The sequence below is a fragment of the Williamsia sp. Y712 genome, assembly GCF_059445525.1.
This window is the reverse complement of sequence record NZ_JCAIUN010000001.1, coordinates 3,003,801-3,018,281: the sequence shown is the minus strand read 5'-3', so window position 1 is coordinate 3,018,281 and position 14,481 is coordinate 3,003,801. Positions and strand designations below refer to the sequence as shown.

General features: G+C 60.7%; 14 protein-coding genes. 9 read left to right on the top strand and 5 right to left on the bottom strand.

Annotated features, from left to right (window positions below; all coding sequences use genetic code 11):
* Nucleotides 1-212: 212 nt before the first annotated feature.
* Both AC1D75_RS13830 and AC1D75_RS13825 read right to left on the bottom strand, forming a co-directional pair.
* Nucleotides 213-998: an acyl-CoA thioesterase domain-containing protein gene (locus AC1D75_RS13830; protein ID WP_495515753.1), complete on the bottom strand. Its 786-nt coding sequence runs from the start codon at nt 996-998 to the stop codon at nt 213-215.
* Nucleotides 999-1,198: 200 nt separating this feature from the next.
* Nucleotides 1,199-1,579 (bottom strand): ACT domain-containing protein, encoded by a 381-nt coding sequence (locus AC1D75_RS13825; protein WP_495515752.1) that lies wholly within the window; start codon nt 1,577-1,579, stop codon nt 1,199-1,201.
* A 2,239-nt stretch (nt 1,580-3,818) separates the two neighbouring features.
* On the opposite strand from AC1D75_RS13825, the gene AC1D75_RS13820 reads away from it, so the two are divergent.
* The 5 genes from AC1D75_RS13820 (at nt 3,819) to AC1D75_RS13800 (ending at nt 7,781) form a co-directional block, all read left to right on the top strand.
* Complete coding sequence (locus AC1D75_RS13820) at nt 3,819-4,328, top strand: HAD family hydrolase (RefSeq protein WP_495515751.1); 510 nt, start codon at nt 3,819-3,821, stop codon at nt 4,326-4,328.
* Nucleotides 4,329-4,343: 15 nt separating this feature from the next.
* Nucleotides 4,344-4,733: a hypothetical protein gene (locus tag AC1D75_RS13815; protein ID WP_495515750.1), complete on the top strand. Its 390-nt coding sequence runs from the start codon at nt 4,344-4,346 to the stop codon at nt 4,731-4,733.
* Between the two features lie 562 nt (nt 4,734-5,295).
* Nucleotides 5,296-5,571, top strand: coding sequence for a hypothetical protein (locus AC1D75_RS13810; RefSeq protein ID WP_495515749.1), 276 nt, complete (start codon nt 5,296-5,298; stop codon nt 5,569-5,571).
* Nucleotides 5,572-6,045: 474 nt separating this feature from the next.
* Entirely contained in the window at nt 6,046-6,729 is a 684-nt protein-coding gene (locus tag AC1D75_RS13805; RefSeq protein WP_495515748.1) for a hypothetical protein, read from the top strand.
* Between the two features lie 173 nt (nt 6,730-6,902).
* Entirely contained in the window at nt 6,903-7,781 is an 879-nt protein-coding gene (locus AC1D75_RS13800; RefSeq protein ID WP_495515747.1) for an SAM-dependent methyltransferase, read from the top strand.
* A 204-nt stretch (nt 7,782-7,985) separates the two neighbouring features.
* Here AC1D75_RS13800 and AC1D75_RS13795 read toward each other — a convergent pair whose 3' ends face one another.
* Nucleotides 7,986-8,585 carry a TetR/AcrR family transcriptional regulator gene (locus AC1D75_RS13795; protein ID WP_495515746.1) on the bottom strand — a complete coding sequence of 200 codons (600 nt, stop codon included), beginning with the start codon at nt 8,583-8,585 and terminating at the stop codon, nt 7,986-7,988.
* Nucleotides 8,586-8,693: 108 nt separating this feature from the next.
* On the opposite strand from AC1D75_RS13795, the gene AC1D75_RS13790 reads away from it, so the two are divergent.
* Complete coding sequence (locus AC1D75_RS13790) at nt 8,694-9,407, top strand: SDR family NAD(P)-dependent oxidoreductase (RefSeq protein WP_495515745.1); 714 nt, start codon at nt 8,694-8,696, stop codon at nt 9,405-9,407.
* Between the two features lie 834 nt (nt 9,408-10,241).
* Here the strand turns inward: AC1D75_RS13790 and AC1D75_RS13785 are convergent.
* Nucleotides 10,242-10,991, bottom strand: a complete 750-nt coding sequence (locus AC1D75_RS13785; RefSeq protein WP_495515744.1) for an SDR family NAD(P)-dependent oxidoreductase — start codon at nt 10,989-10,991, stop codon at nt 10,242-10,244.
* Between the two features lie 84 nt (nt 10,992-11,075).
* Between AC1D75_RS13785 and AC1D75_RS13780 the strand changes: the two genes are divergently transcribed.
* The gene (locus AC1D75_RS13780; protein ID WP_495515743.1) at nt 11,076-11,666 is read left to right on the top strand and encodes a TetR/AcrR family transcriptional regulator; all 591 of its coding nucleotides are present in this window, start codon (nt 11,076-11,078) and stop codon (nt 11,664-11,666) included.
* 128 nt (nt 11,667-11,794) lie between these two features.
* Here AC1D75_RS13780 and AC1D75_RS13775 read toward each other — a convergent pair whose 3' ends face one another.
* Nucleotides 11,795-12,247 carry a MarR family winged helix-turn-helix transcriptional regulator gene (locus AC1D75_RS13775; protein ID WP_495515742.1) on the bottom strand — a complete coding sequence of 151 codons (453 nt, stop codon included), beginning with the start codon at nt 12,245-12,247 and terminating at the stop codon, nt 11,795-11,797.
* 63 nt (nt 12,248-12,310) lie between these two features.
* Between AC1D75_RS13775 and AC1D75_RS13770 the strand changes: the two genes are divergently transcribed.
* Together AC1D75_RS13770 and AC1D75_RS13765 are read left to right on the top strand one after the other, a co-directional pair.
* On the top strand, nt 12,311-12,679 hold the full coding sequence (locus tag AC1D75_RS13770; RefSeq protein WP_495515741.1) for a VOC family protein: 369 nt from the start codon (nt 12,311-12,313) through the stop codon (nt 12,677-12,679).
* Between the two features lie 584 nt (nt 12,680-13,263).
* A complete protein-coding gene (locus AC1D75_RS13765) occupies nt 13,264-14,478 on the top strand; it encodes a M14 family zinc carboxypeptidase (protein WP_495515740.1) in 1,215 nt (404 codons plus the stop codon).
* The last annotated feature ends 3 nt before the right edge of the window (nt 14,479-14,481 follow it).

Genomic DNA, 14,481 nt, shown 5'->3' with positions numbered 1-14,481 from the left:
ACTTCTGATGCGGCAGATCTCCGTCTAGGGCATTCACCCAATGACTACAGTCGGCTCGACGACGACATCTGCGGGTCCCCTGGCATCGTGACAATCGGACATGCATTCTGGCGCACTGCAACAGATTGTTCCACCGGTTGACTCAGACGACTCACAGTAGGCAAACCTGCTGTCCCGCAGATGGTTTAACGAGCCCCTCAAAGTTGGCTGGTTCACAGTGATCCAAGATCGACCTGTCGACGAGCATTGGCGATTGCGGTCACCGTGCAGTTGCCGAGGTACCCCAGGCGGTCAAACATGGTGGCGGTGCCCACGGAGATCCCATGTTCGCTGACCTGGCTGTCCGCACGAAGGCCGAGGCCAGAGCCCACGGGAAGGCGACACAAAGCGAGGGTCGTGTCTATGTTGATAAAACCGGCACCCTCTGTCCCCCAGTGACACACAAGGCTGGTGGTCTCCGCCATGACCGCCGCGCGTTGAAACGGAGACATGACCTCGCCTGCGATGAGCGGTGGAAAATTCTGCCACACGGCCTTCCGATCCGAGTTCTGATGCTCCGAAAAGTCGCCGCTCCACGGGCCGTCGCCACTTTTCAACAGCGGGGGGCCAACCGTGTCGACCACGTCCGGCGCACCCGGGAGCGGATCGTTCGACCGCCACAGATCGCCCGGCGGTTCGCCACCAACTGCAACGAATAGAGCACTCGCGCGGGCCTTGACCTCACCGTTCTGGACGATTTCGCTGTCGACGACTTCGATCCGCGGCCCGCTGCGAACCACGACGCTTCGCGCATCGATCAGCTCGGTGAGGATCGGTTTGAACAGATCCACGGTCAGCCGAGCCGGCATGAAGCCCTCCGTTTGCCGACTGTGCTCGATTGACCGCGCGAGAGTTCCACAGATTGCGTAACCACCGATCTGCGATTGTGACCATGGGCTGATCGATAGATACTCAGGGCGCAATGAGCCACCGTCGACCGCTGAAAAGAACGCCACCATAATCGAACCCCCAAGATCGCCAGCGTCCCATACTAGAACATGTTCACCCCACCGCAGGAGAATGAACCTCACCAGAGTGTGACAGTCAGGCAAACATCAGCAGCAGTGCAACCTACGAAACACTCAGCGCAACACACCCGCGCCATATCGAGTAGCAGCCGTCACGTCGCCCCCTCGTTCGCCGCGACGTTACTTCCATCCTAGGCAGCGACGTGATGACCAGATTCACGCAGGACCTCGATCGCGGCCTCGACGTGATCAGTTGGGACGTACACCAGATCTGCAGAGAGCGTGGACAGGACGAATACCGAGATGTTTGCGGTTGCCAACGGGGCAAGTACCGAGACCGCCATCCCGGGGACGTCCAGTTCATGTGCCGACTCGTCACCGTAGAAACACCGCCACGTATCGCCGTCCCCGTCTGAATCCTGCACCTCGACGACTGTGGTGCAGTCCGGCGCAACGACGGTGGCCACTGCAGGCCCGGGTACCTTGCCAGATGGTGAGTCCGCGATGCGGTATTCGCCCGGCAGGAGTCGAAGACGTTGCTGTACAACGGTGATTCGAATTGTAGTGCTCATCTGGAGGATGCTACGGAAGTTGCGCAGACAGTTCCATCCGCCCCAAGATGCGCACGAAGACGTTACGGCGAATTCCTTCGTGCGCGCCCTTGTCGCGTTAGGCCTGATCGCGGCATCCCACGCTCGGGCTTCGGTTCCACAAAGTCTTCCGCGCGCGGCGCACCGACAAGCGTCGCGGCTCAATCCGCGCAGACCGGCCCCGTACGCAGAGAGTACGCAGCAGCACCGAAACCGACCGCGCAACACCACAAACACGAATATTGCTCCCCCACTGCATAATTCGCAAACGGTCAAGACGTCAACGATCTGCAAACACCCACGACTACAGGTTCAAAACCCGGGGCGAGGGATCCTCACATGCTGCGCCGGAGCCATCAACGGAATTGCCCTATGGTCCAATGGAATCCAGGTCGTACATCTAGACCCATTGCTACGCTGTAGCATTTGCCCGAGTCAGATTCCTCAAGAGTGGCAAGTACGGATAGCCGAGGTCGGGATCGATCCCACGAGTGAAGGACCACTACCCGACGGAAAGTTCCACACCCTCGACGCCGCAATTGCCATCGCAGCCAACTTCACTGGAGCGGCACTCACACCCGTGTTCTTATAAAACACTGAATTCGCACTTGGTGTCGCCGCGGATTGAGTCGAGCGGACCATAAACCTCAGGATGCCCGCCCAACGGCTACCTCACGAACCCTCGTTGCGTAGGCCGCTCAGGTGGCTCACGAAGTGAGCGGACTCTGTAGAAGAGCTCGACGACGCCGCAGAACGAGGACGCAACAAGTAGACACCCCCCAATGCGCTGCAACACCGAGGCCTGCATCACCACTACGAGCACCCCGGCGACCCCCAAACCCAGACAGCACAGTGCGCGAAATGCCATCACCCGCCACCGCATCCGGCGATCGAGGTCCACCTCCCGCAGTCGATCTCCACCCCACCAACTGACCGCCGATGACGCCACCAGCACAACCCACAACACCTGAACCCAGCGACCGTTCGCTACCCCCTCAATCAGGAGAATAGATCCCGCTACGACAACAACCGCAGCGACAACATGAGCCCAACGTGAGTGACTGACATTTGCTCGACTGATGCCCATGGCCCCGACCATAGACCGCACACTCGGCGAAGACCGATAGCGGACACCCACGCGTTTCACTTCGACACGTCTCGTTACCCAGTTCTCATTGGCCCACAATCTGTTACGTCATCAGTGACGACGTATGGAGGGCACCGCCAAAAGCGACGTGCGCACTGCACCGAATCTGACCCATATGTCGACGACCTATCGAGATTATCTCTGGACCTTTCATCCAGCCCAGTCGGCATGACCCAGATCGGTCCCCTGGCTTCGGAACCGTGAACCACACGGGCGCTCAGGAAAACTCGCCCACATCGAACTGCTGCTACCCGCCGCAGGTCCGTGTAGCAGCGCGATCGATCAACACGTCGACCAAGCCACCGGCCAACTCTTTGATTGGAGCTTGACCAGCCAGACCCCCTCTTACGTCCCTCGGTCAGGTCGTTCAGAAGTAGCGGGGACGATGCAGAGATAGAATCAATACAATGAGACCTTGCCAGCGGCTGCTTGCCGCGGTCGCAACGAGTGCATTCATACTCGTTGCCACCGCCGGGTGCACCGACGAAACGAGCACCGAGGCAGACGGCAATAGTCCAACTGCCACGCGGGATGCCTGGCAATGCCCGCCGTCGCCTACCGATAAATTGTGGCCTGCGAGCACGCACTCCGACCCAGACATGCTAGTACCTGCATCTCCGACTGTGGCCTACCAGTGCACCTACCAATCAACCCTCAACAACCCCGATGGCGGAGCTCTGGTAGGCGACATGATCACTTTCACCGACACCGCACTCGCAGATCTCACTAAGTCGTTCAATACTGCCGGTCAACCCAGCATGAGTTGCCCGCCAGGTCGAGAAGACCAACTAGTCCAGAACATGCAGTTCAATTTCGTTTACCCCGACGGCGGTTCCGCCATCGTCGACCAGCTAGGAGCAAACTGCTCAACGATTACAAATGGCACGCTGACGAAACAGGCACCAAACATGCCGTCGTCGACCCAACCAACCCCCTGATATTCCGCCCGGGCGGCGAGCCATCCTGTGCGAATGGGTGATCTCGTGGCGATTTGTTCAAACATTCAGCACCAGACAGACATAGACAGAGGCGCCCGGACAACGAAAAGCGGCCAGGTGCCGATATGGTCGTCTGGTGTCGATTCCCTCACCGGTCAGTGCTGTTGTATTCGATTGCGACGGCCTACTCCTCGACACCGAAACGTGTTGGTCCCGGGCTGAGGCTTCGCTATTTGCCGACTGTGGTTTCGGTTTCGGCGCTGCGGAAAAGGACCTGCTCATCGGACGAACCCTGGAGACCGCGTGCGCCAACATGGCGGACTACTTCGGCCGGCCGGGGACAGGACCCGAGTTACACCTGCAGCTGCTCCCGCGGGTGGAAACCGAACTGTCGGCGACGGTCGAGTCGATGCCCGGTGCTCGCGAGTTGCTCGAACTCCTGTACGGGAAAGTGCCTCTCGGGGTCGCAACCTGTCTATTACATTCGACCAGCGCCGTGGAGTTTCCCTGGTTTTGTTCGCAGCAAATGTCGTACTTCGCGCACACGAGCCACGGAAATCTGCGTTGTCACTCACCGGAGGAAATTCGTCTGGCGAGTTGGTGCTGGGTCAGCACTGCGGCAAGACCTGCTGCGCCCACTGCGTGATGTGCGGATCGGCGAGTGTTGTTGCGACATAGTCCGGTGCCGCGCCCGTTGTGCACCATCACCTACCCAGATCCCGCGGAGCCGACCCGCGTCGAGCGATCGATCGTCACCACCGCTCCGACCGGTGCCGGGAAGACCACTTTCAGGTTCCATACCCTTTCCACCACCCGTGCGGCCTACAAACAGGACGCGAGTGTGATTTGGGCGAACCTGGACACCGGGCTCAGCGGCGGCGGGTGGGATTCCATCCGGTCGGCGTCGGTGGACCGCGGCTACACCCAGATCACGCTGCCGGTCCAGAACGTCGGCAAGGGCCGCATCACGGTGGTCGCCTCGGTCACGAACACCGCCCCCAACGGTTGGATGAGCACCCTGGACTGCACCAACGAATACACCGCTCGCTAGCACCTGCCCGCTCCCCATCCGGTCGTCCCGCATCGCCGCGCATTCGCATACCAGACCCTGACCAGCGCGCCCTTTAAACCACTGCGGGACAACAATTTTTCGAACTTTGCGGATAGGAACTGTTGGCCGCGACCGGAATTGGCGATCGTGGCGATCTGGTCGCGTTGATCAACAGAGTTCTACAGCACTCGTCATGTCAGGACAGACTGACAGCGATTCGGGGCGGCCGATGCAGATTTGCCGGCCACCGAACCAAGCACCCCGACGTTCAGTGGAACAGCGATAGCGTCCGACGGTAACACCGCCAAAATGACTGCGTAGCCGGTGTTACCGTCGGACTGTGCGAGAACTATTGCAGCACAATCAGTTTTGTCGCGAGTGGCAAAACGTAAATTGAATTCCGTCCTACCAAGACCTCCGATCATTCACCCAGCACGGGTTAATTCCGCACAACCAACGCCGTTGAAATGACAGACTGAACGCCGTGATCAACTTCGTCGAACTGGAGCCCCGAGAGCAAGTCTTGACAGCCATATGGACACCCATACGGGGCGTTCAGATCGTGTCGTCAGATCTGCCGTATGCGTGGATCGAGGCACTGCTTCTGCTTGGACGCGATCTGCGCGTCCGTCACTACGGCGGCTCAATAGAGCAGATCGACTGGGTCGCAGAGTATGAGGTGAACACCGGCGGAGTGGTGCTGCTGAGCGCTGTCACCGTCGCTGGACACGGGCGCAACGGTTTCGGCATCAACGGCGGAGCCCCTCAAGTCGACGACGACGAAGAGTCGATCCTCGCCTGCGTCGCTGACCTTGTTCAAGAGTTCAAGATCAGGTAGCCCGAGCGCATGTTGCGTGGCCGTGGGGTGATTCCGGGGGCTTTATGTCACCCCGACTTGAGGACGGGCTCGCAGCGTGGTTCGACAAGAGCCGTCGAACTGTGATCGGCACACTCTGACCAGTGCCGTCTTCGCACGCCGGTACACCTCCCCCACCAGCAATACAGGGTCGACACCCGACGTAATCTCCAGCATCGACGAAATTGATTGTCGTACAATATATTTTCGCCACCGGTAACAAAGCGTCGCCTACTCTAGTGCCTTCGCGCTTGATCGCTGCCTCGGTCAACTCAAGTCGGGAGGCTCTCGCCCCAGGTCACTCCAACATAGAGTTGCTAGTGCGGGTGGCGCGCCTCGCACCGCACGGGGCCCGATGGTCTTCTCGCGCAGCTTCTTCGGCACCGGGCCATCGAAGGGATCGGCTTTTCACGAACTACGGACCGCAGGCGCCTTTGACGGGTACCGTCACGCATCGTGACTTCTTCAAAGGTTATCGTGGCGATCCGAAGTGGCGGATTGTCGCGGGCGAGCACCGCCGACCTCGTCAATCGGTGTGCCGCGTCGGGTGCCACTCGTGTTCAGGTCAACATCAGCGACGAACCGGTATCACCGGCCATGCGAATCGACCAGCTCGATCCCCCGATCCAAGCCGTGGTGACATTCTGGGCCCCAGACCCCGACAAGTTGCTCGCCACTCTCGCTGAGGACATCGACGGGGCCATCGCGGCCTGGGAAGTCGAGGCCCGCACACCGCTTGACCCGCCACTGCCCGCCGACGGATCGCGGATCGACGCGTTGTCCAACATCGCGTTCCTCCGTCGGCCGGCCGAGCTCGGCCACGACGAGTGGCTCGAGCGGTGGCTCGGACACCACACACAGGTGGCGATCGACACCCAGGCCACTTTCGGTTACGTCCAAAACATAGTCACTCGAGCGCTGCTCGACGACACCCCGCGCGTGGACGGCATCGTCGAGGAGCTCTTCCCAATGGCGGCAGTGAACGACATACACGCGTTCTACGGCAGCGGCGGCGACAAGGACGACCTTGATCATCGAATGACCCTGATGCTCAACAGCGTTGCCCGTTTCGGTGCCGACCGGAACCTCGACGTGGTGCCGACGTCGCGCTACGACTTCGACCTCACCCGCGGCGCCTGACAAGACCAGAACTGCACAGCCACCACCTCGCATCAGTACAACCCACACTGCGCCGTCCGCCGGCCAAAGTTGAAAAAAGCTCAACCCGTGTGGCGGGGCGGACTATATTGCAGAGTGAGCCAACTGGGAGGGTTGTGTCCATGGGGAGATCGTTGCCGGATTCGCTAGCGGGAGTGGGGCTATCGGCAATCGGGGTGGCGCTGATTCGCGCTCGCGAGTCGGTGCGCGAGGATGCGTTGTTCGACGATCCGTACGCGCAGCTTTTTGCGCAGGCGGCCGAAGAGGCGTTCCACGCCGAGACCGCTCCGGAGGGCGCGGTCAGCACGTGGGAGCAGATGCAGCACCTGGTCGACGACTTCTACGACGACCGCGTTCTGGCTACCAGGTATTTCGATGACTACCTGGTCGCAGCGTGCGAGCGCGGGTGCGAGCAGATCGTGATCTTGGGCGCCGGGCTCGATACGCGCGCTCTGCGATTGCCGCTACCGACGCACACACCAGTCTTCGAGATCGACCTCCCGCCGATGTTCGACTTCAAAGAGCAAGTGTTAGCGAATGTCTCGAAACCCAGGCCTGTGCCTCGGCATGTCGTCCGTACCGACCTATGCGGGCCGTGGGAGCAAGACCTGCGCGCATCCGGGTTTCGTGACGACACACCGACTGCGTGGCTCGAAGAAGGCGTGCTCCCCTACCTACCCGACAACATCGTCCAACGGGTGTTGACGACGATCACCGAACTCTCCACTCAGGGCAGCCACCTCGCACAGATCGCCCAACTGGCAGCGACAACCTCTCAAACTACGCCTGAGCGCTACCGGAAACTGAAAACGCTCGTCAGCACGAACGAAGCCGCAACCACCGGACGAAGCAGCCGCGGCACCTCCAACCAACTCGACCCCAACTGGCAAACCACAATCGCCAGCCAATCTGATCTGCAAGACCGTTACGGCCGACTCACTCCACACCCCGACGGCACCCACTACCTGACCGCAGTCCTCAAGCCATCGCCCTCGCACCACCCGCGCAAAACACAGCAACCGAACATGACGTAGTTGGCACGATCGGCTGCTGTTCCTGTCTAGCAGCACTGTCCCCTGGCACGCAGAGGGTACGCAGCGGCACCTGAGCCACGATTTCACTTGCATTGAATAGCGACATTTTCCGCTGAATGCCACACTCCGCGACGACTACAGGATGTCGAACTGCACATGCTCTGCGATCACCGCTGCCTCGGACAGCTGCGCGCTCGCGCTGTCTCAGAGCAGGGTCGGCGCGGGTTGCGGGAGAGGATTGGCGCCTTCGGGGCGGAGGCCATCGAAGATGATCGCGAGGTATCGCTTCCATAGCTCGGGATCGGGATGGGAGAGATTGCTGACGACATGAATCGGTGCGCACATCAGCAGGAAAATATCTGCCCCAGTCACATCAGGGCGGATAGTGCCGGCCTGACGGGCACGCTCAACAAGCGAATCGATGGCCAGGTGCAGGCGGTCTCGTAGCTGCGTCACCCTTATATCGCCGTCGCTGACCGCCCACAGGAAGTCGACGTCATGCTGTTGCCGCTCGTCGGCCGCCACGGTCAAGAATTCCAATAGCGCAGCCCCCGGGTCGGTCGCACCTGCCAGCTGTTGCGCATGTGCGATGAGAATGTCGAGATGGCCGGTAACGATTGCAACCATGAGATCCTCTTTGCTGGCGAAATGCCGAAAAACCGTACCTTTACCTACGCCCGCCCGACGAGCAATCTGGGCGACCGAGGCCGACAATCCGCGCTCGGTGAACTCCTCTTCGGCTGCGGCCAACAGCAATTGCCGATTTCGAGCAGCATCTACGCGCATGGGTCGGTCAGTTGGCATCTCTCAATGCTAGCAAGGTGACCGTCCGGTCCGATTCGTGCTAGCTTCACAGATGTAAGCGGACCGATGGGTCACCTTATCGGCCCGGAACAAGCACCTGGAGGACAGATGGAACTTTCGACCACAACAGCGCTTGTCACCGGCACCAACCGAGGACTTGGCCACGCCTTGGCAAGCGAGTTGGTGCGCCGAGGCGCGAAGGTTTACGCGACTGCACGGCGGCCAGAACTGATCGACATTCCCGGCGTCGAGGTTCTCCGCCTAGATATCACCGACCAGGCGTCGGTCGATGCTGCCGCAGCGGCCGCCGGCGACGTCGATGTGCTGATCAACAATGCTGCTTTCACCGGCGGCGGAAACCTCGTCACCGGTGAACTCGACGCCATCCGCGCCGTGATGGATTCCAATTACTATGGCACCCTTGCCGTTATCCGAGCGTTTGCACCGATCCTCGCCCGCAATGGTGGTGGCGCGATCCTTAACGTCCTGTCCGCCGCGGCATGGAATACCGTCGACGGCAATACCGCCTACGCCGCCGCCAAGTCCGCGGCATGGGGTCTGACCAATGGCGTACGAGTTGAACTAGAGGGACAGGGAACACAGGTCACCGCGCTGGTGCCCGGCCTGATCGCCACCCAGACCCTTCTCGATTACGCAGCACAAGCAGGCATGACATTGCCTGAAGAACTGCTGAACCAGCCGGCCGATCTGGCACGTATTGCTCTCGATGGATTGGTAGCAGGAGACCTGGAGGTTCTCGACGATTTCGGCAGACAAGCCAAAGCCAGCCTTGCAGGACCCCCGCAAGCTTTTGCGCTGTAGTCAAACAGTGCGCAAAAGAGCTGTTCCACAACAGGTTGGAGGGGCCGTGGGCAGAGCTTGGGGTGGGGACAACGCGTCCATGGAGTCATTTACCGCTTCCCTTCAGAAAGACGTCCCCGGTCGGTAACGCTGGCCCACCCCGCGGAAGGCTCACCTTCCGAATCGGAAGGTGTACCGGATTGGTTCCGCCGCAACCGATCCGGTCGGCAGCAGACCGGAGAGCCCCAGTGCGCCTGACGCCTATTGGCAACGCCACGAAGTCCAGGACCTCGGCGACGTTGCTGCCCTGGCACGACTCTTGGTCCGGCAGTGGGTGTCCCACCACGATTCGCGACTCAACAGACGTCGCCAGGTCAGGTGCGCTGTGCTGGCCCGAACTCCGGGATCCCCCGCCGCTGCAGCTGATCCATTCGGGATGCAACACCACGAGCACCAATTCCGACATATGAGGCACGTTACAAAGGCGTGGCGACCACCCAGCTCAAACTGCGGACCCATTCGGTACTCTTCCGTGGCGGTGCTCCGTCAACGCCGATTCGGTGCCCGCGCGGCGGAAGTCACTGCCACTGAGGTCAGTCGGGGCCGAATGGAGTGGTGCTGTCGGCGACCGGTGCCGAGAAGATCGACATCGTCGGGCATTCTCAGGGCACCCTGATGCCGACATACGGTCACCGCCGGCTAACCTCGCGAGACAGGAACCAAAAAGCAGATCCGCCCGTTCTGAAAGGCCCCTGTCAGCGTTCCGTCGAATTAGGATTGATCACCGTTGCGGCGCAACATAGTTGGCTACAGCTGACGCAATGTTGTTTTGAAAGTGCCCGCCGGCAATGGACTTCAGACCTGAGATTCGCCGCCGTCGACGAACATCTCGCTGCCAGTGATGAAGCTCGCCTGAGGCGACGACAGGAACAGGACGGCGTCGGCGATCTCCGAGGGCCGCCCGAGCCGACCAAGCGGGACGCGGCTTGCCTCCCGCTCCAGCAAGGCGCGAGACTCCTCGGGATCAGAGGCCAGGCCGGCAAGCCCGGGAGTTTCGGTAGGTCCCGGCGTCACGGTGTTGACCCGAATTCCTCGCTCGGCGAGCTCGACCGCCCACACTCTGCTGAACTGACGTATCGCGGCTTTACTCGCCGAGTAGACACCGAATGCCGGCGTTGCCCGAGCCGCCGAGGTCGATCCGGTGACCACGATCGACGCTCCGGGATTGAGCAGCGGCAGAGCCTTCTGCACCGTGAACACCGTCCCGCGGACATTGATGCCAAACGTGTGGTCGAAAGCCTCGGCCTCGAGGTCGGCCAGGGCGGCAAACGTGCCTCCCCCGGCGTTGGCGACGACAACATCGAGGCCACTTCCCCGTTCGGCGATCATCGCGTACAACCGGTCGAGGTCATCGAGATCGGACACGTCACTGCGCACACCGGTGATCCCCTCGCCCAATTCGGCGCCGAGCGCGTCGATTTCGCCCTGGCGGCGACCGGTCACGAAAACATGCGCCCCTTCGTCGACCAGCCTCGTGGCGATCGCTCGTCCGATACCCGAAGTTCCTCCGGTTACCAATGCGGTTCGCGAATCCATCTGTCCCATGACTTCTCCTCAGCTGAGTTATTGACCTTCTAGTCCAAAATACACTTATGGACCAAAACGTCAAGAACGGCTAATGTAGATCGGGTGGCGCGTCCCAGAAAGTTCAACGAAGACGAGGTCATCGCATCGGCCGGCGAAGTATTCGCGCACAACGGGTACGGCGGCACCACGATGGATGACCTGGTCAAAGCGACGGGACTCGGAAAGCAGAGCCTGTACAACACCTTCGGTGGCAAACACGAACTGTTCCTGAAGGCACTGTCGGCGAGCGCCATCGACGCGGTCGCCGCCGTGGACCAGGCATTGGGCGGCCCCGATTCCACCCCGCTCGAACGGATCAGGGCGCAGATGCTGAAAGTCGCCTTCGCGCTGACTCAAGAGAAGCGCCAAGACTCGCTTTTCACCAAAGCCATCGTCGAACTCGGCCACCGAGACACTGACGTAGCCACATCAGCGCTCGAGGGATTCACCAGACTCGAAGCGATCTACTGTCAATGCATCATCGACGCCCAGGTCAGCGGAGAGATCGACGCCGCGGCGGACCCCCATACCCTGGCCGCCTATTTTGTGGCCGTCACACGCGGGATGGAAGTGCTGGCCAACGGTGGCGTCGGCCGACCCGAGTTGACTGCGATCGCGACGACCTCGCTTGACGCGCTTCCCCTTTCGGGCTGATCCCTCCCGAGAGTCGCGCACCGTCTCCGACGGATTCACCAAGTGCCAAATCATTTTCAGCACTGCAACTTTCGAAACCCTCAGGTACCTCATCGGCGATAAACCAGAAAGTAGAAGTCCCGGGAACGCTATGTATCGTCGCCGCTAAGGCGCAGGGAATCGATCATGCTCCGCAAGATCCGAAATGCACCGGACCGCTCGGTCTCAGTCATGCCGGCCAGCATTCTGACCTCGACGGACCGGACGGCCACGGTCGCCTTTTCAAGACTCCGTCGACCGCGAGGCGTGAGCCGAGTGGGAAGAACCTTCCCGACGGCCGCCTCTGCAGGCCTGGTCACATAGCCATCTCGTTCCAGGGCCTGAAGCAGCACGTTCATCGACTGCCGCGTCACGAACGCACCCCGCGCGAGCTCGGAGTTCGACAAGCCCGGTCGCTGAGCCAGCAACTCGAGGCACGAGTAGTGCGTCACGCTCATCCCCAACGGCCGCAACACTTCCTCCATCGCTGCACGGAGGGCGCTCGAAGCCTCTTTCAGCAAGTAGCCCAGCGAAGTCTCCAGATCAACACCGTCTTGACTCATGTCAGTATTCTGACATATTGTTCTCCGTGTCAGCTAACTGACACGAAAATAAGGAGCATCATCATGCCCGCCACCGGCCCCGATTTCCTCTCGCTCCAAGCGCGTGACCTAAGCGTTTCGCAGGCGTTCTACGAGCAGTATCTCGGCCTCGTCCGCTCGCAGGTCGGACCCCCGCACGCCGTCGTCTTCGAGACGAAACCGATCGCGTTCGCACTGCGCGACGTCATTCCCGGCACCGACCTCGCATCCGTTGCCCAGCCCGGCATCGGTGCCGTGATCTGGCTCCACGCCACAGACGTCCAGGCCATTCACGATGCTCTCGTCGCCGACGGTCACACCATCATTTCTGCACCGATCGACGGCCCCTTCGGTCGGACATTCACCTTCGCCGACCCCGACGGCTACCAGATCACCCTCCACGACCGCGCCTGATCGCCTAACGCCACCGGCCTACGCTCACCTTCCCAATCCCAACACCAGGTGAAGAAAACCGGCCCCCACTCTCACCACCACAACCGCGCTGAGGCCTCGAGTGACCTTCTGACTGGTATGACGGCTGAGGAAGATCGGATGGCCATTCAGGAAAACAGGTACATCACTACGGCCTCAAACGACGCCAGTTGCGACAACGTTGATGCATGGCTGCTCGGTCGTGGTACGGATGATTGAGCCAACGGGCCATCGGCAACTGCTCACCGTCATCGAACAACTTGCGTTGGAGGACGGATCCCATTCCGTCCTATTGCACTGTTGGACAAGGTATTTGAGATACTTGTTGACCCGGAAGTTTCTGCGAACGAGAAGGTAGCGTTGTTGGAGGACACCGACGCCCTTGGCCCGCCGCCCAATCCGTTCAGCGACATCGCGTCGGATTACCGATTACCTGCCGCGCCCACGAAGTCGACGTCTTTCTACCTGAGTAGTCGACTACTCAGGTAGAAAGCGCCGCGACGGTATAGCGTACATAGCATCTCGAATAGTCGTCCGGTCTTTCACGCCAACGATCGAGGAACCCGATGGGATACTTGACCGCATTCCAGGTCACCGAGGCGCTCACTGCTCTCGCCACCACGTTCCCTACGCTCTGCACCATGAGTCAGCTGACCGCGACGGACGGCGGCAATCCGGTTAACGTTGTCGTACTTCATGATCCAGCTGTTCAGGACCGGATTCCCGTCCTGGTGATCGGCGGCGCACACGCCCGCGAATGGGCACCGCCGGACGCTCTGATCGGACTGGCTACGCGGCTGCTCAACAGTCGGGCTTTGAATACCGACATCGTCTATCCCGAGTTCGTCAGCGGCGGTGTCCCCTACAGCGACCCCAACTACACGATCGCGGCCGCCGACGTCGCCGGGATGTTCGACAAGCTCGAGTTGATCTTCGTGCCGCTGATCAATCCTGATGGCCGCGACTTCAGCCTCCAGGCGAGCACCCCCGCCAGCCAGCTGTGGCGGAAGAACCGCCGGGTATCACCGACGAACGCAGCGTGCGTCGGGGTCGACCTCAACCGGAACTTCCCCATCGCCTGGTTCCATCGTGATTTCTACAATCCGGCAGCAGCAGCAAAAGCCGCGGTCTCGGAGAACCCGTGCGAGCTCCAGATATACAAGGGTCCGAGCCCCGCATCCGAGATCGAGACGCAGAACATCGTCACCCTGGCCACCGACCGCAAAGTGCAGGCATTTGTCGATGTGCACATGAGCGGGCGCAGCATCACCTACCCATGGGGACTCGACCGCAACCAAGAGACAGATGCAACCCAGCGGTTCGACGAGGCCGCACTGAATCACTTCCCGAATCAGCCGACGAGCGGTCGCGACGGGCTACTCGGCTCCGTCTACGGCGAGTTCATCCCGACCCAACTGCATCAGCGACTGCGCACCTTGGCGGGCATCATGTCTGCCGAGATCCTGGCGTCAGCGGGAAGTTCGCCGATCGCAAAGAATCGGTCGAAGTATGCGGTGTCGCAGACAGTGGACACCGGTATCCTGCCGAAGGAGACCTTTGTCGGCTGCGCAGACGACTTTGTGTTCAGCCGACAATTCGTCGATCAAGACATGCCCGAGTGTGTCGCGTTCACGATCGAATGCGGTCTCGATGCCGGCCAGAATGAAAACAATCCGGACGAATCCGACGGTGGATTCTTTCCGCATTTCACCAAACAGTTTCCGAAAATCGAGCGGGAGATCCACGCCGGCTTGTTCGGGCTGTTCCGAGCCCTCCTCTGAGGA

Bases quoted from the DNA above. Each gene is read 5' to 3' on its own strand.
- AC1D75_RS13795 (WP_495515746.1), bottom strand. From the start codon at position 8,585: ATGCCAACTGACCGACCCATGCGCGTAGATGCTGCTCGAAATCGGCAA.
- AC1D75_RS13770 (WP_495515741.1), top strand. From the start codon at position 12,311: ATGCCCGCCACCGGCCCCGATTTCCTCTCGCTCCAAGCGCGTGACCTA.
- AC1D75_RS13825 (WP_495515752.1), bottom strand. From the start codon at position 1,579: ATGAGCACTACAATTCGAATCACCGTTGTACAGCAACGTCTTCGACTC.
- AC1D75_RS13765 (WP_495515740.1), top strand. From the start codon at position 13,264: ATGGGATACTTGACCGCATTCCAGGTCACCGAGGCGCTCACTGCTCTC.
- AC1D75_RS13830 (WP_495515753.1), bottom strand. From the start codon at position 998: ATGGTGGCGTTCTTTTCAGCGGTCGACGGTGGCTCATTGCGCCCTGAG.
- AC1D75_RS13790 (WP_495515745.1), top strand. From the start codon at position 8,694: ATGGAACTTTCGACCACAACAGCGCTTGTCACCGGCACCAACCGAGGA.
- AC1D75_RS13785 (WP_495515744.1), bottom strand. From the start codon at position 10,991: ATGGGACAGATGGATTCGCGAACCGCATTGGTAACCGGAGGAACTTCG.
- AC1D75_RS13775 (WP_495515742.1), bottom strand. From the start codon at position 12,247: ATGAGTCAAGACGGTGTTGATCTGGAGACTTCGCTGGGCTACTTGCTG.